Origin of the sequence: Streptomyces nidicola (assembly GCF_050106155.1) — a bacterium.
In the GTDB taxonomy this organism is placed as follows: Bacteria; Actinomycetota; Actinomycetes; order Streptomycetales; family Streptomycetaceae; genus Streptomyces.
Window position 1 is genome coordinate 1101289 of record NZ_JBNBPI010000001.1, and the last position, 17654, is coordinate 1118942.

The window sequence follows — 17654 nt, forward strand, 5'->3', positions numbered from 1 at the left end:
GCCTTGAAGACCGTGCCCGACCGCGTCGCGCTCAGCGGTGCGCGGGCCTACTCCGTCGGCGCGTGGCTGCGGCGGGCGTACGCACGGGCGGCGCGGGCGCGGTCGCCGCAGCGGGTGGAGCACCACTGCCGGCGGCCGTGCTTGAGCACGAAGCGGTTGCAGGGCGGGGAGGCGCAGGCGGCCAGGCGGTCCGCGTCGGGGGACGTGAGCAGATCGGCGGCGTCGGCCGCGATGACCGCGAGGGCGTGCTCGACGATCGCGGTAGTGGGGTGGGGCGCGGCGCGATAGGGCCCGGTCTTCTCGTCCCACCCCAGCAGGGACGCGGTGGGGACACGGGTCATCGCGTCATTGATCGCCGCCACGGCCGCGGGCAGCGCGGGGTGTCCGGCGACGCGCGATGCCAGGAGAGACCTGATCTGCTCACGCAGCGAGCGAAGCTGCGTCGCACACGTCTCGGCCATGCCGGTATCCGCCGGGGCGAGGTCGCGCCGCATCAGCCACTGCTCGGCCCGTGCCGGGGTGCCCAGGAGGTCGGCCGTGTGCCCGCCGGGCAGTGCGACAGCGCTGTTGGCCAGGGCCAGGGCGGCGTGCTCCGCCTCGCCCGGCGCCGGCGGCAGGGCGTCTGGCAGGGCGTCCTCTTCGCTCACGAACTCTTCCATGCCCCTCATGGTACGGCTTGCCTTCATCCGTGAGACATACGTACAGTCCCATCACGGTTAACAAGCAATCCATCCGTGAGGAAATTCTTTCGTGTCTTCCCCGACCCTGCCGACCGCACCGTTCCCCGTCCGCGTCTTCGGCGGCCCGACCGCCCTCTTCGAGTACGGCGGCCTGCGCTTTCTCACCGATCCGACCTTCGACGGACCCGGCGACCAGCAGGCACCGGCCGTGGTGCTGACCAAGACCGCGGCGGCCGACGGCAGCCCGTCCGACCTCGGCCGAATCGACGTGGTCCTGCTCTCGCACGACGAGCACGCCGACAACCTCGACGTCTCCGGCCGCGCCCTGCTCGCCGACGTCCCACTGACGCTCACCACCCCCGGCGGCGGGGAGCGCCTCGGCGACGCGGCCACCGGCCTCGCCGACTGGCAGTCCGTCGAGCTCGAGCGCCGCGACGGCGGGCCCGGCACGATCACCGTGACCGGCGTGCCCGCCATCCACGGCCCCGGCAAGCGCGAGGAGGTCGAGCCGATCTGCGGCGAGGTCGTCGGGTTCGTCCTGACCGGCGAGGGCCTGCCCACCGTCTACGTCAGCGGCGACAACGCCTCCCTCGACGCGGTCAAGGAGATCGCCGCGCGCTTCGCCCCCATCGACACGGCCCTCCTGTTCGCCGGAGCACCCCGCTTCACCGACGTCTTCGACGGCGCACTGATCGTCCTCGACAGCGCCCAGGCCGCGGAGGCCGCGAAGATCCTCGACGCCGGCCGCGTGGTCCCCGTCCACTACGACAGCTGGGCCCACTTCACCGAGGGCCGCGACCACCTCGCCGCCGCCTTCGCCGCCGCCGGTCTCGCCGACCGCGTCGACTTCGGCGTCCGCGGCTGACCTCACACATGCAGGGCGCGCACGCCGGGCGCCGGCCGACAGAGACCTGCCGCGACTACCGGCCGGCGCCCGGCGCGGCCCCGCACCCATCGACAACGAAGGACCGCACCACCATGACCGACCCGATCCGCGGCACCCGCCACGGCTCCGCCCCCGCACCCCTGTCCGTACTGGACTCCGCCATGACCGGCACCGGCCAGCCTGCCGCCGAAGCGCTGGCCGGCAGCATCGAACTCGCCCGGCTCGCCGACCGGCGCGGCTTCACCCGCTACTGGATGAACGAACACCACACCATGCCCGGCGTCTCCACCTCCAGCCCGCCCGTCCTGCTCGCCCGCCTCACCGCGGAGACCAGCAGGCTCCGCCTAGGCGCGGGCGGGATCATGCTGCCCAACCATCCGCCGCTGGTCGTCGCCGAGCAGTTCGGCATGCTCGACGCCCTCGCCCCCGGCCGCATCGACCTCGGCCTCGGCCGCGCCCCCGGCACCGACCAGGCCACGGCCGCCGCCCTGCGCCGCGGCGCGAGCGGAGCCGAGAACTTCCCCCAACAGGTCGCCGAACTCCTGCACTTCCTCGGCGACGACTTCCCCACCGAACACCCCTACGCCGACCGCGTCTACGCCGTCCCCGGCCCCGCCCAGGACCGCCACAACGGCCTCACCCCGACCGCCGGCCACCTACCGGTGTGGCTGCTCGGCTCCTCCGGCTACTCGGCCCAACTCGCCGCCCGCCTCGGCCTGCCCTTCGCCTTCGCCGCCCACTTCAACCCCCGCGACGTGGCGGCCGCCCTGCGCCTGTACCGCGAGCACTTCACCCCGTCCAAGACACTGTCCGCGCCGTACACGCTCGTCAGCTTCACCGTCGCCGCATCCGAGGACGCCCGCGAGGCCCGCCGCCAGGCCGGCACCCTCGCCCACGCCATGCTCCGCATGTTCCAGCGCAAGTCCTACCTGCTGCCCTCCCCCGAGGAAGTCGACGCCTATACCTACGACGCCAAAGAACGCCAGGCCGTCGACAGCTGGCTGACCCACGTCCCGCACGGCACCCCCGACCAGGTCACCACCCACCTCAACCAGATCCAGCGCGACTCCGGCGCCGACGAACTCATGATCGGCAGCGTCGGCCACTCCATCCAGGCCCGGCTGCGCTCCACCGAACTCATCGCCGACGCCTACGACATGCCGGACAAGCCCGCCGCGTAGCCGGGCCGGTCGTTCGCCTGATCCCCAACCAGGTTTCCCGGACGGCCTGTTGTACGGAACACTCTCCGGGGTGGATGAGCTCAGGAGTGCGGAGGCCGAGGCGGAGCACCCCGTCCTGGGGAGCCATCGCCACACCTACCGGCCGCAGCGCCGAGGGCCGTTGACGTATCTGCTTCTCCTGCTGCGGCTCATCCCGTTCTCTGCCCTGACCTTCCTCCTGGCGATTCTCGTCGGCGCGTTCTTCAGCTGGGACGATGCCACCGCGGCCCAAGTCCTGGGCGTGCTGGCCCTGTTGGGGCCGGTCGCCGTCCGAGGACTGTGGCACTGGCGGCACGCGCGGGCAGAGCTGCGTCTGTACGAGCGCGGGGTGATGGCCGTCGCCTCCAACGGGCGGGAGGCCGTCTACCCCTGGTCGTCGACGATGCTCTTCACGGACGGCAGGCGGCGCTACAAGCTCACCAACCCCGAGGGGACGGTCATCACACTCGGGGCGGCCGGGCGCGGACCTCTTCTGAACGCGACCCGTATCCGGGGCCTGCGCACCCGCACGTTGATCAAGGGCCTCCAGCTCCCGGACGAGGAGGAGTGGGGCCCGGCGATCCAGCAGGCCATCGGGAACGCGGTCCTGGCGCCGACCACCGCGGCGGTCCTGGACGGTGCCGAAGTTCCCTTCGGGGTGCTCCTGGTGAGCCGGGACGGGCTGGCCGTACGGCGCAGGCGCGGGCGGGACGACTTCACGACCTGGCAGGACGTCGTGTCGATCACCGTCTCGGACGAAGGTGTGCTGGAGGTGTCCTCTCGCGGTCCCGACTTCCCGACCCACTACGTGATTCCGCAGTACCAGGTCCCCCACCTCGATGTCCTCCTCGCCATCGCCCACCGTCAACGCACCGACCGGCCACCGGCGCCCTCAGCCACACCCGCACCCGCACCCGCACCCGCACCGACCGGTGACGCCGAGGAGCCCAGCGACGTAGCGGATCAGTTGAGCTGGTACGTCACCTTCGGCCTGGGTGCATGGGCAGCCTGGCGGCTCGGTTCCCGGCAGGGGGTGGACGGGGTCGGCCCCGTCCTGCTGACCGTCCTCGCGGCGGTCTTCGGCGGGTTCTTCGGGGCCGTATTCGGGCTGGGGCTCGCGGCGTTCGTCGCGATCCTGCCGCGAACCGTGGGCGAGTTCGTCGTCGAACCGCTGATCCGCTGGTTCCGGCACCGCCGGTACGTCGCCGCCCTCGTCCTCGCGCTGGTCGCCTTCGTCGCGCCGGTCGCGCTGCTGGCCACCCTGTTCTGGTCGTTCCCGGCCCGGCTTGTCCCGCTGCTCGTGCTGGTCTTCTTCGGCAGCTGGGCGCTGGTGCTCGCCATCAAGCGGTGCGAGCGGTCCGAACGCGCCCTCGTGAGGCGTCTCCCGGATCTTCCCGGTGTGGCGTTCGTGTTCCTGGCCGTCCAGCAGCTGGTCGACGGCGACATACTGACCGTGCTGCCGGCCGCCGGACTGTTCTTCCCGATCGCGATCTGGCTCTGCCGGCGCGGCTGGCGCCGGTTGCAGGACTCGCCGCGGCCGACGGTGCAGGCAGCGGCCGACGTCGTGGTGTCCCTGCAACTCGGCCTGGTTCTGGCCGTGTTCGTGGTGTGGCTGGGCAATGTGCTGGCGTTCACCCCGGCCCAAGTCGCCGCTGTGCGGGGTGTGTTGGGGGCGCTGCAAGGGCTGACCGAGGTGCCGTGGCAGTACTGGCTCATGGCGTACACCGTGCTCGCCTGCGGCAGTTACGCGGTGTTGCGGTGGCCGGAGCGCGTCGCGCGCTTGCGGGAGCGGTTGCGTCCGGCCCGTTTCCGCGAATCGCGGCTGCCGCTGGGCGCCGCGGTCAACTTCGGGCGGCGCGTCCTCAGCGGGCTCGGTCTCGGCCTCATGGTCGTGCTGCTGTTCGCCGTCGTACTCGCCCCGGTCTCCGAGGGGACGTGGAAGCGGCCGGTGGGCAAGAGGTACGCACTGGAGACGCAGCGCCGCCTGGACGCGGCGGGCGCCGAGGCCGCGTACCGGGAGATCCATCAGCAGGTGACGGCCCACCCCCGCTCAGCGGCGCGCCTACGATCCGTGGTGCTGGCCGTGTACCGCGCGGCGCCCACGCCGCCCGGGGAGCCCGTGAGCCCGGAGGCCCGCCAGCTCGCGCGTCAGGTCGGCCGCTACCAGGCAGCCTCGCTCGGCGTCGCCGATCCGGCCGCACCGCAACCTGCCGTGCCGCCGGAGACCGACGGTCTCGACGAAGAGCTCGCCCAGCTCGACGAGAACCAGCAGCGCGCCGCGGAGCGCGAACAGCGGACCGACCGTTTCGCCGAACTCGCGTCCCTGGCCCTCACCCGCACCTTCGACGTCCCCGACCTGGGTGACAACGAGGTCGTGCAGATCCTCAAGGAGTACCTCGGCGGGCTGGTGGAGGACGGGCCGATGAAGCGGATCTTCTACCGGTGGGGCGAGCGGATCGACCGGCCCGCGCCACCGCCTCCGCCCGACGGCGAACGGTCCGAACCGCCCCCTCCGCCCGACGGCGAGCGGCTCGTGCGCATCGACCTCCGTCGTCTGTCCTCGGCGGCGTACGACCGGGCCCGCGCCGCCGTGGAGCGCGCCGACGGCAGTCTGCTCGCCTTCTACCAGCGGTTCGGCGTGGGTTTCCCCACCGAGGAGCCGTCGATGACCAGGGTGGTCGACCTGGCGAACCAGCATCGCTACCTGCGGCACACGACCGGGGACTGCTCCGGGTGTGTGCGCCCCGGAGACGGGGGCGGGGACGGCGGGACGACTGGTGGCGGCGGGCGCCGCTGAGCCGTGGGCGAGGCCACCATGGAGTCCGCCCGGTCAGTCCTGGCTGCCCGCGGTCGCCACGAGCGGCGTGCCCTCGATGAGGTCGCGCAGCTGTGAGCGGGCGGTGATGCCCAGTTTGGGGAAGCTGCGGTAGAGATGCGAGCCGACCGTGCGCGGCGAGAGGAAGAGCCTCTCGCCGATCTCCCTGTTGGTGAGGCCGCGGGCGGCGAGCCCGATGATCTGCCGCTGCTGGGGCGAGAGTTCGGCCAGCGCGTCGGGGGTGGTGGAGGCGGCGACGTCGAGGCCCGCGGCGCGCGACTCCGCCCGGGCGCGCTCCTCCCACGGCCGGGCTCCGAGGCGCTGGAAGGTCTCGAGGGCCGTGGTGAGCAGCGGCCGTGCCTCAGTGATGCGTCGGCGGCGGCGCAGCCATTCGGCGTGGTCGAGGAGGGTCTGGGCGTGTTCGAAGGGCCGGCGTTCGAGCGCCGGGTCGGCGAGCGCCGCCCGGAAGTGCGGTTCGGCGTCCTCCGGGTCCGCGAGCAGCGCGCGGGCCCGGCTGATCAGTGCTCTCCGCCGGGGTGACGCGCCGTCACCGAGTCGGCGGGCGGCGCGCTCCACGATCGAGGACGCCTCGTCGCGGCGCCCCGAGCGGACCGCGGCGGCGGCCAGCTCCGCGAGGGCGGGCCAGGACGCGTGGTAGTGCACGGGGTCCCCCTCCGCCGTGAAGGTCAGGCGGAGTTGGTCGTACGCGGTCTCGTACGCGCCTTCCGCTCCGGCAGCGGCGCCGAGGGCGCGGCGGACGTACACGGCGACCGATCGGCTCTCCAGCGGATCGATCAGGGCGAGCGCCTCCGCGGCCCGGGAACGCGCTCGGGCCGCTTCGCCCTGGAACGCCAGGACGCAGGCATCCACCGCCGTCGCGCACGCCACGGCATGGTCGAGGCCGAGCGCCGAGGCACTCGCGGTGATCTGCGCGCAGGCCTCGCGCGCCTGCTCCCACCGCCCGTACTCCACATACGCCCATGCGGCGGCGCCACCGAGACCCTGCGGCAGCGGCCCGTACGCCTGCCAGCGGTCGAAGGCCGTGTCGAAGGCGCTGACGGCGAGCGAGGTCTCGTCCAGGAGCCAGGCCATGATCGCGAGGGTGGTGAGCCGCTCGGGTACGCGTGTGCGCTCCGCGTCGGAGAGCAACTGCGGGAGCAGAGCGAGGAGTTCGTCCCTGCCGTCGGCCGGGTCGGACACCGCACGCACCCAGGCGCGCAGCCAGGCGCTCGGCTCGTCCTGCGGAAGCTGCGCCAATACGCTCCCGATCTCCTGCCGTTGGGTGTCCTCTCCGGAGTAGAAGCGGACGACCGCCGCGCCGGCGATCAGGTCGAGGGCCGCGTCGGGGTCCGTGGCCGCCCACTGCCGTGCGGCGCGGGACAGACGAGAGAACACCACGGTGTGGGCGGTGGTCAGTGCCGCGAGGCGTCCGGAGTGCACGGCGGCGGTGGCCAACAGCGTTGCGTCGTCGGTGCGTTCACGCGCCGCGGTGGCCAGCTCGTCGACCCAGGTGATGTCGCCGGTGAACACTGCCGCGGCGGCGGCCTCGACGAGCAGACGGGCGCGATCGGCGCGGTCCGGAGCGAGGTCGGCGGCGCGTTGCAGTGCCTGCGCCGCGGCCGCGTGGCCACCGCGTCGGCGGGCCCGGTCCGCGGTCTGCTCCAGCGCTGCCACGACACCGGCGTCCGGGCCGGGAGCCGCGGCGGCACGGTGCCAGGCGCGGCGGTCCGGTGCGTCGTCGCCGAGCGCGTCGGCCAGTGCGAGGTGTGCGGCGCGCCGGGCGTCGCGGGAAGCGGCGTGGTAGACGGCGGACCGCACGAGGGGGTGGGCGAAGCGGACGGTCCTGCCGGTGCGGCGGACCAGCCCGGCCTCCTCCGCGGGCCGCCACGCGGTGTCCTCGGCTCCGGGCAGCCCGGCCGCCGCGAGAGTCGTTGCGAGCACCGCCGCGTCGGCCGTGTCCATGACTGCCAAGAGGAGCAGCAACTGCGCGGCGAAGGCGGGGAGTTCGGCCAGGCGGGTGGCGAAGATCCACTCCAGTTCGCCGGTGAGAGGCAGCGGTCCGGTGGGGCTGCCGCCGGGTGAAGTGGCGGCGGCGCGGGCCAGTTCGACGAGGGCCAGGGGGTTGCCGGCCGCCTGCTCGACGACCTGGTCCCGGACACGTCCGGTGGGACTCTGCGGCTGCTGGTCGAGGAGACGCCCCGCCGCGGCGGCGTCGAGCGGGGCGAGGGTGAGGGTCGGCCAGTGCCGGCCGAGCGTGGGAAGCGGATCGCCGGTGCGTACTCCGATGAGCAGGGTGACCGGTTCGGCGTCCAGGCGCTTGACGGCGAAGGCCAGGGCGTCCAGGGAGGCCCGGTCGAGCCACTGAGCGTCGTCGAGGACCAGCAGTAGTGGCTGCGGGTCGGCCGACTCCGACAGGAGGCCCAAGAGGGCGATGCCGATGAGCATGAGGTCGGGCGCTCCCTCGGCAGCGGGGCCCGTGCCGAGGGCGTCGGCCAGTGCCGTGCGCTGCCGCTCGGGCAGCCGGTCCACGGCTGCCGCGACCGGCCGCAGCAGCTGATGCAGACCGGAGTACGCGAGGTTCGCCTCCGACTCGCTGCCCTCGGCACGCAGCACGCGGACTCCGCTCGCCCTGGCCCAACGCATCGCGGAATCGAGGAGCGCGCTCTTTCCCATGCCCGCGTCGCCTCGCAGCACGAGGACCCGCTCGGCCGCCGACGCGCCATTCACCATGCGAAAGAGCCGTTCGAGCTCCGCTTTGCGGCCGATGATCGGATCCTTCTCCCGCGCCGCGGGCCCGTCGGCCGGACCGGATCCCTTTGTGCGATCTCCCCTTACGCGGTCATCCACGGAGCCTCCAGGAATTGCGGGGATTTCACGGGAGCCTTCCGCTCACGCTGCCGCGCCCAGATTACAAGCGCCCAGGTCGGCCCCGGCCCCGCCTGCGCCCACCCACCCGCGCCCAACTGCAGTCACGTGACGGATACCGCCGGGCCGGCAGCCCTTCGTACGGTTCCGTCAAGTCCCTCAGGCCACCGATGAACCCAGGAATTCTCATGGACCAGATCAAGCTCGGCGACGTCACGGTCACCCGCGTACGGGAATATTACGGCTCCGTCGAAATGACCCCTGAAACCTTCTTCCCGGAAAGCCCCGAGCACGCCTGGAAGAATGGCCCGGATTGGCTCACGCCGCATTTCCTGGACTCCGGTACCAATATCGTGAACTCCGCGATCCAGACCTGGCTGCTGCGCAGTGAGGGAAAGACGATCCTCGTCGACACCGGCGTCGGCAACCACAAGGAACGCCCCTACTCGCCGGTCTGGAGCCACCTCAGGACCGACTTCCTCGGCAACCTCTCCCGCGCCGGTGTCGAACCCGAGGACGTCGACATCGTGATCAACACGCATCTGCACGTCGACCACGTCGGCTGGAACACCTACCTGGACGACCGCACTTGGGTGCCCACCTTCCCCAACGCCACGTACCTGATGCCGAAGGACGACTTCGACTTCTGGAACCCCGAGAACGGACACACGCCGCTGCTCGGCCGCGGCAACCAGAACGTGTTCGCGGACAGCGTCGCCCCCGTGCACGCCGCCGGCCTGACCCTCCTGTGGGAGAACAGCCACCGGATCGACGCCAACCTGCGCCTGGACCTCGCCCCCGGGCACACCCCCGGCTCCTCCGTGCTGACGCTCGGATCCGGCTCCGACCGCGCCGTCTTCGTCGGCGACATGCTCCACAACCCCGTGCAGATCCTCCACCCGGACGCCAACAGCTGCTTCTGCGAGGACCCGGCCGGGGCCGCCGCCACCCGGCGCAGGGTCCTGGGCTGGGCCGCCGACAACAACGCGCTGGTGATCCCGGCCCACTTCGGCGGCCACGGCGCGGCCGAGGTGACACGCCACGGAGACACCTTCGACATCAAGGGCTGGGCACCGTTCACCCCGTACTCCGCACAGCGCTGACACCCGCCCCGGAACAGCGCCGACACCTGCTCCGCCCGGGGACGACACCCGCTCCGAGCGGCGACGACATCCGTAGAAAGGCCACCCCTGTGAACCACCACCCCGACCCCGTCGTCACCACCGCCCAGGGCGCCGTGCGTGGCCTGCGCCAGAACGGCTGCACCGCGTTCCTGAACATCCCGTACGCCGCCGCGCCCTCCGGCGCCGACCGGTTCCGGCCGCCGCGTCCGCACGCGGCCTGGCCGGGCGCGCGCGACGCCACCGCGCCCGGGCCGACCGCGCCCCAGTCCGAGCGCAGGCTCGGCAGCATCGACATGTCCCCCTACTTCGGCACCGGCTGGAGCCGCGGCGAGGACTACCTCACCGTGAACGTGTGGACGCCCGAGATCCCGGGCGGCGACGACCTGCCCGTGATGGTGTTCGTGCACGGTGGCGGATTCGTCGCCGGTTCGACGCGGTCTCCGCTGTACGACGGCAGCGCCTTCGCCCGCGACGGTGTGGTGCTCGTGACCCTCAACTACCGCCTGGGCATTGCCGGTTTCCTCGACATCCCGGGCGCGCCCGCCAACCGCGGTCTGCTCGACGTCGTCGCCGCGCTGCGCTGGGTGCGCGAGAACATCGCCGCGTTCGGCGGCGACGCGGGCAACGTGACACTCTTCGGCCAGTCGGCCGGTGCCACGATCGTCGGCGGTGCCCTCGCCTCCCCCGATGCCTCGGGCCTGTTCCGCCGGGCGATCGTCCAGAGCGGCAGCGGCCTGGGGGCCTTCACGACCGAGCAGGCCGCGCGTGTCACCCGGGCAGCCGCCGACGCGCTCGGCATCGAGCCCCGCCTCGACGCCTTCGCGGAGATCCCCGACGAGCGCCTCGTCGACGCCGCCTCCGCGCTCGCGGGGCTCGACCTCAGGACCGGGACGCACCGCGACCCGCTGATCGGACTCAGCCCGTTCAGCCTGGTCCTGGACACCCAGCCGGCCGACGCCGTCGCCGCCGGTACGGGCGCGGACGTCGACCTGCTCATCGGCACCAACTCCGAAGAGGGCAACCTTTATCTGGCCCCGGTGGGCACGTACGCCACCTCGACCGACGCCGACGTCGACGCGGCCGCGAGCGCCTCGCATCCCCACCCGGCCGAGCTCGTCGAGGCGTACCGGGCGGCACGCCCCGGGGCCTCGCCGGGCGCGTTGCGCTCCGCGGTCATGGGCGACGCCCTGTTCGGCGCGGGCAGTTGGGCCCTCGTCTCCGCGCACGCCGCGCACCCCGGGTCGGCGACGTACGCCTACGAGTTCGCGTGGCGCTCCGAGGCGCTGGACGGGCAACTGGGCGCCACCCACACGATGGAGCTGCCCTTCGTCTTCGACCTCGCGGGGCTCCCCCAACTGCACGGCCAGGGCGCGCTGTTCGGCCCCGGCAAGCCGCCCGCTGACCTGGCCGACCGGGTCCACGAGGCCTGGGTCCGCTTCGCCAGGACGGGCAACCCTGGCTGGGCGGCGTACGACAACAAACGCAGGACCACGATGCGGATCGACGCCGAGTGGGCCGAGACCGACGACCCGCACAGCCGCGAACGTCGGGCCTGGAGCTGACTGTCAGTGGCTCATGGCACCGTAGCTCCCATGGAATCGACCGCGCACAAGGCAGTCCTCGACGCAGGCTGGGCCCTCGGTGTACCCGAGCCGGTGACCTGGGCGTTCATCCGCCTTCTGCGTCCCCTGCGTCCACCTGTGCTCCTACGACATGCTGCCGGAGGAGCGGAAGCAGGGCGCCCGGGTGGTCGGGCGAGCCGCCGGATCCGCGCGTCTGCCCCAGGGCATGGAGGCTCCCGAGGGTCTGCCGCACGTGCTGACCCTCGACTGCGCGGCGATACCCACGGGCGTGCTCGACATCGAATTCCCCGCCGACGGGCGCCTGTTGGTCTTCGGTGAGATCAGCGACTACCCGGGGGAGGGCACCATCCTCCATCTGCCGCCAGAAGCCGAAGTCGAGGAGGCGGAGCGCTCGGGAATCCACGAGCCGTTCCCGCTCTACGCGGTACCGGGCACCACCGCGCCCGGCCTCTCCGACTGGTCCCACGTCGCGGAAGCGGTGGACTACGCCGAAGGGGACGCCGAGCGGACGCGTCTCGTGAAGAGACTGATCGAGGAGATCGACAGGATTCTCGACGCCCGGTGGACACAGGACATCCAGCTCGGCGGCCACTCCCGCGCCTGGCAGAACCCGGTGGAAGACCGCGGGGACGTGCTGTTCCTCCGCATCCCGGAGAGCGCGGTGTCCGACGGGGACAACTACCTCACCCTCATCGCAGGCCGCCGGGAGCAGATCGCGGAGCGCCGTTACGACGAGCTCGAGTTCGAGGTCGAGCTCTGACCGGGCGTCAGAGCGTCGGGCGCCAGGCATCTGGCATCAGGCGTCAGGCGTCAGACATCAGGGCGCGATCATCGTGACCCCTCGGCCGGGCGCCGCGCCCATCGCACTGAGCGCGGACGGGGTCTCGTCCAGACCGATCGTGGCGGTGACGAGGCGGTCGGGGCGCAGGGTTCCGGCGGTGACCAGCTCCAGCATGCGGGGGTAGGCGTGCGCCGCCATGCCGTGGCTGCCGAGGAGTTCGAGTTCGAGGGCGACGACCCGGTCCATCGGGAGGTGGGCGCCGCCGGGCAGGAGGCCGACCTGGACGTGGCGTCCGCGGCGGCGCAGGCTCGCGACGGAGGCGGCGCTGGTGGTGGGGGAACCGAGTGCGTCGAGGGAGAGGTGGGCTCCGCCGTGGGTGGCGTCGCGGACCGCCGCGGCGGTGTCAGGGACCCCTGCCGCGTTGACGCAGACGGTGGCGCCGAAGGCGGAGGCCATGGCGAGGGCCTCGGGCGAGACGTCCACCGCCACCACCCGGGCCCCGGCCGCCGCCGCGATCATCACGGCGGACAGGCCCACCCCTCCGCAGCCGTGCACCGCCACCCACTGCCCCGCGGCCGCGCGCCCCTGGTCGGCCACGGCACGGAAGGCGGTGGCGAAGCGGCAGCCCAGACTCGCGGCGGTGGCGTCGGTCATGCCCTCGGGGACGGCGACCAGGTTCACGTCGGCGTGGTGCAGCGCCACGTACTCGGCGAACGATCCGGCGTGGGTGAAGCCGGGCTGCTCCTGGCGCTCGCACACCTGGTGGTCGCCGCGGACGCAGGAGGCGCAGCGCCCGCAGGCGCAGATGAACGGGACGGTGACGCGGTCGCCGGTCCGCCATTCGGTGACGTCGGCGCCGACCGCCTCGACGGTGCCGGCCAGTTCGTGGCCGGGGATGTGCGGGAGGCGGACGTCCGGGTCGTGGCCCTGCCAGGCGTGCCAGTCGCTGCGGCACAGCCCCGTCGCCCCGACCCGCACCACGACGCCGTCCCGGGGCGGCGTGGGGTCGGCGACCTGCCGTACCGCCGCGTCCTTGCCGAACTCCTCGAACACCACTGCGCGCATCCCGCGAACTCCGCTCTCCCGGCGGCCGTTTCCGACCACCCGCCCTGACGACGCCGGTCGGCGCCCCGGACCCGGGTCCGGTGTGCCGACCGCACCGACCGTACGCGACGGGTGCGGGCGGCATCCCGGCCGCCCCGACGGGTCAGCCGGAGCGCTCCCGGCCGCCCGCCGTGACACGCAGCCCGTCGGTGACGACGGCCAGCATGCGTTCGGTGCGCTCGTGCCGGTCGGGCCCGCTGCCGGCTTTCCACAGGAAGGACACGAGCAGAAGCACCTCGTCGGCATGGACGTCGGGCCGTACGAGTTCGGCGTCCTTGCAGGCGGCGAGTATCCGGTTCAACGCCGAGGCGATCAGCGGGTAGCTGTGGCCTCCCAGGTCCGCCCGGGTGGCGGCCTCGACGGCCACGGCCGGCCCGTGTTCGCCGCGGCTGTACGCGGCGAGCCGGCCGAGCCACAGGCGCAGTGCGTCCAGCGGTTCGTGTGCGTCGAGCAGGCGCGGGGCGGCTTCGGCAAGTGTCTCGATGTCGCCCCGGTACACGGCGAGGAGCAACGCCTCACGGTGCGGGAAGTGCCGGTACATCGTCCCCTGGCCCACACCGGCCGCCTTCGCGATCGACTGGAGGCTCGCACCGGGCGTGCGGGCGAAGGCCGCGCTCGCGGTCTCGATGATGCGGACACGGTTGCCCTCGGCGTCACATCGCGCCGCGCGGGGACGGGGCGGCGTCATCCGGTGTCTCCTTTCCGGGCCGCGCTCAGGTGCCGTACAGGTCCTCTGGTCAGGCCCTCTGGTCAGGTCCTCTGGTCAGAACGTGGCGCGCAGAAGCACGAGCGATCCGCTGTAGGTCGACCGATGGCGCAGGTGGCCGAAGGCCGCGTCCCAGGCTCCGGAGCCCAGGGCGTGCCGCAGCGAGGTGTCGAAGTCCTGCCGGGCGCGGTCGTCGATGAAACTCCACGCCGAGCAGGCCTGACGGGCGGCGGGATCGAGGAGCAGTTCGGGGCGGCCGTAGTACGCCTCGTTGAAGCCGTCGGTGCAGTCCAACGGGATGGGTACGGGGTGGATGTCGACCGTGCCGCCGAGCGCGTCGGCCAGCTCGCCGAGGCGCGGGTAGCGGCGGGCCTCGGTGTCCAGTACATCGGGGGCGTACTCGTAGAGCCAGAAGTCGCGTACGCGGGCGGGGTCGCAGGTGAGGACGAGGACGGGGCCACGGGTGACGCGCCGCATCTCGCGCAGTCCCGCCGCGGGGTCGGACCACTCGTGGACGCTGAAGAGGGCCATGGAGGCGTCGAACCGGCCGTCGGCGAAGGGGAGGTCCTCGGCGACGGCGTCGATGGCGGTGGCGAGTTCGGCCGGACGCCGGACGCGCAGGGCCGGGGAGGGCTCGACCGCGGTGACGGTGTGCGCGGCCGTCTCGTAGGAGCCGGTGCCCGCGCCGACGTTGAGGATGTCCCGCGCGTCGCCGAGCGCCGCGGCGATGGTGTGGGCGATGCGTGCGTCGGGTCGGCGGTGGGAGGCGCGGCCGGAGCCGGCGGGGGCATGGTCGACGTCACCGGCGCCGCCGTCGTATGTGTGCATGACCATGGGGACCTCGCTTCGCGGGATCGAACCGGCCGGGACTGCGGTATTCGCCACCCGAACAACATCATCCATCTTGCATCTGCGAGGCAGATTTCCATAGAGGGCTTGCAGATGCTTGGCGAATCCATCAAATCCCCGGGTGTCGGGGCCGTCGAATTTGGAGGATGTGTCGGCCGGCGGGCGCCTCGCGCTCACCCCGTATCCGATGCTTCAACTCGTCCGGGACCGTGGCGTGTTCACCCGCATGGTCCGCCCATGGATGCCGTACCGGCCCGCTCCCCCGATCCTCGGAACCAGCAGGTAGCGGCCGCAGACCAGGGGGACATCGTCGTGGATCATCCGGGAACGCTGATCCTCATCATGGCCGCGGCGGTGCTGGCCCCCTTGCTGGCACACGGTCTCGGCCGCTGGGTCCGGGTCCCCGTGGTCATCTTCGAGATCGTGCTCGGCATCGTCATGGGGCCCGACGTTCTCGGGTGGGCCCGCTCCGGGGAGATCACCGACATCCTCGCGAACCTCGGCCTGTCCCTGCTGATCTTTCTCGCGGGGTACGAGATCCAGTTCGACGCCATCCGCGGCGACACGCTGCGCCGGTCCGTATGGGCCTGGGTGATCTCGCTGGCGGCGGGGCTCGCGGTGGCGCTGGCCCTGACCGGTCTCGACTTCCCCAAGAGCGTGATCATCGGGACGGCCCTCACCAGCACGGCGCTGGGCACGGTGGTGCCCATCCTGCGCGACAGCGGCGATCTCCAGGGCCGGTTCGGCACCGTCACGACGGCGTTCGGCGCGGTCGGCGAGTTCGGGCCCATCATCGCCATGTCCGTCCTGCTCAGCGGCCGTGACCCCGGCCTGTCGACGGTCATCCTCGCCGTGTTCGCCGCCATCACCGCGGGCGCCGTGTGCTGGGCGCTCCGCCCGCGCCCGCCCTGGTTCACCCGGGTCATCCAGGCGACGCTGCACACGAGCGGCCAGTTCGCGGTCCGCTTCGTCATGCTGCTGCTCGTCTCGATGCTCGCCCTGTCGCAGGCCTTCGGGCTCGACGTGCTGCTCGGCGCCTTCGCCGCCGGGCTGCTGACCCGGCTGGTCCTCCAGGGCACGGCGCCGGAGGTCGGCGAGGACGTCCTGAGCAAGATCGAGGGCCTGGGCTTCGGCTTTCTCGTGCCCCTGTTCTTCATCGTGACCGGGATCGAGTTCGACCTGTCGTCGCTCCTCTCCGGTGGGCGTCCGCTCGTGCTGCTGCCCGTGTTCCTGGTCCTGTTCCTGCTCGTCCGCGGGCTTCCGGCGTACGCGCTCGCCCCACGCGACCTGTCTCCCCTCAGCCGCCGGGCGCTGACGCTCCACTCGGCCACCTGCCTGCCGCTGGTCGTCGCCATCACGACGATCGGCCTCGCGGAGGACCTCCTCGGCAGGGGCGAGGCCGCCGCGATGGTCGGCGCCGCCATGGTGTCCGTCCTCGTCTTCCCGCTGCTCGGACTCCGCTTGCGGGGGAAGGAACGTGAGGCGGTGCCTGGGCGCACCGATGTCGCCGGGACGGAGACGTGGTGATGGCCGAGCCGGTGCGGCGGGTCCTGTCCCGAGTCCGGTCCCGGGCGCATGCCCGGCAGGCGCGGTTGGACCGGCTGCGGCAGAACGAGGGAACGCTGCTGGACCGGCTGTACGGGACCGCGTACGAGAGCGTTTCCTTCCCGCCGCCGCGCGACTTCGAGGACGGGCAGGCGGCCGAGGTGCTGCGGTTCGTCCTGCACCTGGGCCGGGAGCTGTTCCTGGCCGGGTCGTCGACGCGTGACATCCAGACGGCGGTCGTGGCGGTGACGGCCACGTGGGGCATGCAGAACCTGGAGGTCGACATCTCCGGGCGTTCGTTGCAGGTGCAGTACGCGCCGCCCCGACGCGCGCCGGTCGTCATGCTGATCGTCCTGGGGTCGGAGGACACGCGGGATCTCAGCCGGCTGACCGCGCTGGAGCGGCTGACCGTGCGGATCGTGGCCACCCGGCTCGCCCCGGCGGATGCGCGGGCGGACCTGGACCGGCTGGTGGCGGCGCCGACGCGGTGGCCCTGGTGGTTCACCCTGGGCGGTGGCGCGGTGCTGGCGGCCATGCTGTGCGTGCTCGCGTCCGGTACGGCGCGCGCGGCGCTGCTGTCACCCCTGCTGTTCCTGGTCACCAACCGGGCCGCGTGGGCACTGAGCCGCACGGGACTGCCGTCCTTCTACGTCACGGCCGTGCAGACGTCCCTCCTCATGGCGGGCGCCATGGCGCTGATCGACTTCGGGGTGCTCAGTGGGCGTGAAGGGGCGAGCCTCGTCGCCGCCAACGTCATCCTGATCCTGCCGATCCTGACCGTCGTCTCGCTGACCGAGGACGCGATCGACGGCTTCCGGTCGATGGCGGCGGCCCGTTCGGTGAGCCTTCTCCTGTTCTTCGCCGCGCTGGCGGGAGGCATCCTCACCGTCGCGTTCCTGCTGCGCGGCCTCGACGGCGACGCCCGCGACACGACGCTCGCCGCGCTGCCCGTCTGGCTCACCCTGGTCACCAGCGGCATCGGCGCCCTGGGCAACGCCGTGTTCATGGGCGGCGGCCCCCGCCTGGTGCCTTGGGCCATCGCCGCGGCGCTGGTCGGCGCGGGCGTGAAGATGTTCGGCATGGCACAACTGGACTGGTCGGCCCCGCTGGCGACGGGGCTCGCCACCACGGTGATGGGCGCGGTGTCCGCCGCGATCGGCCCACCCGCGGGCGTTCCCGCGAGGGCGGTACTGATCCCTGGCATCGCCGGCAGCGTGCTGCCCGGCCCGGACCTGTACCGGAGCGTGCTCCAACTCGTCCTCGGCGTCCCCGGGGCCCACCAGTACGTGGTGACGACCCTGGCATCCGTCGCCGCGATCGGCGTCGGCGCGGTGCTGGGGTCGCTCCTTGGGGCGGGCGGCGAACGCATGAGGGGCAGGCGCCCGGAGGCTCGTGCGTCCGGGGCGGCCGTCGGCTGAGCCCGCAGGCCCGCGATCGGTACCAGGAGAAGTCGATCTCTTCATATACAGTGACCGACTGCTATCAGCCACCCCCCAACAGGTCTGTAGGACCTGTCA

13 protein-coding genes are annotated in these 17654 nt (G+C 72.6%); 8 read left to right on the forward strand and 5 right to left on the reverse strand.

All coding sequences use genetic code 11. From position 1 onward, the window contains the following. Positions 1–47: 47 nt before the first annotated feature. A complete protein-coding gene (locus ACOKM3_RS05180; RefSeq protein WP_426897354.1) occupies positions 48–668 on the reverse strand; it encodes a CGNR zinc finger domain-containing protein in 621 nt (206 codons plus the stop codon). 82 nt (positions 669–750) lie between these two features. Here ACOKM3_RS05180 and ACOKM3_RS05185 point away from each other — a divergent pair, with 82 nt between their 5' ends. The 3 genes from ACOKM3_RS05185 to ACOKM3_RS05195 all read left to right on the forward strand — a co-directional run bounded on the left by ACOKM3_RS05185 (position 751) and on the right by ACOKM3_RS05195 (position 5562). Continuing rightward, the gene (locus tag ACOKM3_RS05185; RefSeq protein ID WP_426897356.1) at positions 751–1545 is read left to right on the forward strand and encodes an MBL fold metallo-hydrolase; all 795 of its coding nucleotides are present in this window, start codon (positions 751–753) and stop codon (positions 1543–1545) included. 113 nt (positions 1546–1658) lie between these two features. Then, positions 1659–2747, forward strand: a complete 1089-nt coding sequence (locus ACOKM3_RS05190) for an LLM class flavin-dependent oxidoreductase (RefSeq protein ID WP_426897358.1) — start codon at positions 1659–1661, stop codon at positions 2745–2747. A 70-nt stretch (positions 2748–2817) separates the two neighbouring features. Beyond that, entirely contained in the window at positions 2818–5562 is a 2745-nt protein-coding gene (locus tag ACOKM3_RS05195) for a hypothetical protein (protein WP_426897360.1), read from the forward strand. A 33-nt stretch (positions 5563–5595) separates the two neighbouring features. On the opposite strand, the gene ACOKM3_RS05200 is transcribed toward ACOKM3_RS05195, so the two are convergent. Further along, positions 5596–8349 carry a helix-turn-helix transcriptional regulator gene (locus ACOKM3_RS05200; protein ID WP_426906708.1) on the reverse strand — a complete coding sequence of 918 codons (2754 nt, stop codon included), beginning with the start codon at positions 8347–8349 and terminating at the stop codon, positions 5596–5598. 284 nt (positions 8350–8633) lie between these two features. Between ACOKM3_RS05200 and ACOKM3_RS05205 the strand changes: the two genes are divergently transcribed. From ACOKM3_RS05205 to ACOKM3_RS05215, 3 genes are all read left to right on the forward strand, one after another. After that, positions 8634–9548, forward strand: coding sequence for an MBL fold metallo-hydrolase (locus ACOKM3_RS05205; protein WP_426897362.1), 915 nt, complete (start codon positions 8634–8636; stop codon positions 9546–9548). Positions 9549–9637: 89 nt separating this feature from the next. Further along, entirely contained in the window at positions 9638–11131 is a 1494-nt protein-coding gene (locus tag ACOKM3_RS05210; protein WP_426897364.1) for a carboxylesterase/lipase family protein, read from the forward strand. Positions 11132–11282: 151 nt separating this feature from the next. Next, positions 11283–11912 (forward strand): hypothetical protein, encoded by a 630-nt coding sequence (locus ACOKM3_RS05215; RefSeq protein ID WP_426897366.1) that lies wholly within the window; start codon positions 11283–11285, stop codon positions 11910–11912. A gap of 57 nt (positions 11913–11969) precedes the next feature. On the opposite strand, the gene ACOKM3_RS05220 is transcribed toward ACOKM3_RS05215, so the two are convergent. The 3 genes from ACOKM3_RS05220 to ACOKM3_RS05230 all read right to left on the reverse strand — a co-directional run bounded on the left by ACOKM3_RS05220 (position 11970) and on the right by ACOKM3_RS05230 (position 14571). After that, the gene (locus ACOKM3_RS05220; RefSeq protein WP_426897368.1) at positions 11970–12998 is read right to left on the reverse strand and encodes a zinc-dependent alcohol dehydrogenase family protein; all 1029 of its coding nucleotides are present in this window, start codon (positions 12996–12998) and stop codon (positions 11970–11972) included. A 142-nt stretch (positions 12999–13140) separates the two neighbouring features. After that, the gene (locus tag ACOKM3_RS05225; protein ID WP_426897370.1) at positions 13141–13725 is read right to left on the reverse strand and encodes a TetR/AcrR family transcriptional regulator; all 585 of its coding nucleotides are present in this window, start codon (positions 13723–13725) and stop codon (positions 13141–13143) included. A gap of 75 nt (positions 13726–13800) precedes the next feature. Continuing rightward, entirely contained in the window at positions 13801–14571 is a 771-nt protein-coding gene (locus ACOKM3_RS05230) for a class I SAM-dependent methyltransferase (protein WP_426897372.1), read from the reverse strand. Positions 14572–14904: 333 nt separating this feature from the next. Here ACOKM3_RS05230 and ACOKM3_RS05235 point away from each other — a divergent pair, with 333 nt between their 5' ends. Beyond that, positions 14905–16119, forward strand: a complete 1215-nt coding sequence (locus tag ACOKM3_RS05235; protein ID WP_426906709.1) for a cation:proton antiporter — start codon at positions 14905–14907, stop codon at positions 16117–16119. Continuing rightward, complete coding sequence (locus ACOKM3_RS05240) at positions 16119–17555, forward strand: threonine/serine exporter family protein (RefSeq protein WP_426897373.1); 1437 nt, start codon at positions 16119–16121, stop codon at positions 17553–17555. The genes ACOKM3_RS05235 and ACOKM3_RS05240 overlap by 1 nt, the downstream gene beginning before the upstream one ends. The last annotated feature ends 99 nt before the right edge of the window (positions 17556–17654 follow it).

What these genes read in the sequence shown, in the direction of transcription:
- ACOKM3_RS05180 (WP_426897354.1), bottom strand. Translation starts at nt 668, where the DNA reads ATGAGGGGCATGGAAGAGTTCGTGAGCGAAGAGGACGCCCTGCCAGAC.
- ACOKM3_RS05205 (WP_426897362.1), top strand. Translation starts at nt 8,634, where the DNA reads ATGGACCAGATCAAGCTCGGCGACGTCACGGTCACCCGCGTACGGGAA.
- ACOKM3_RS05190 (WP_426897358.1), top strand. Translation starts at nt 1,659, where the DNA reads ATGACCGACCCGATCCGCGGCACCCGCCACGGCTCCGCCCCCGCACCC.
- ACOKM3_RS05225 (WP_426897370.1), bottom strand. Translation starts at nt 13,725, where the DNA reads ATGACGCCGCCCCGTCCCCGCGCGGCGCGATGTGACGCCGAGGGCAAC.
- ACOKM3_RS05240 (WP_426897373.1), top strand. Translation starts at nt 16,119, where the DNA reads ATGGCCGAGCCGGTGCGGCGGGTCCTGTCCCGAGTCCGGTCCCGGGCG.
- ACOKM3_RS05215 (WP_426897366.1), top strand. Translation starts at nt 11,283, where the DNA reads ATGCTGCCGGAGGAGCGGAAGCAGGGCGCCCGGGTGGTCGGGCGAGCC.
- ACOKM3_RS05230 (WP_426897372.1), bottom strand. Translation starts at nt 14,571, where the DNA reads ATGCACACATACGACGGCGGCGCCGGTGACGTCGACCATGCCCCCGCC.
- ACOKM3_RS05220 (WP_426897368.1), bottom strand. Translation starts at nt 12,998, where the DNA reads ATGCGCGCAGTGGTGTTCGAGGAGTTCGGCAAGGACGCGGCGGTACGG.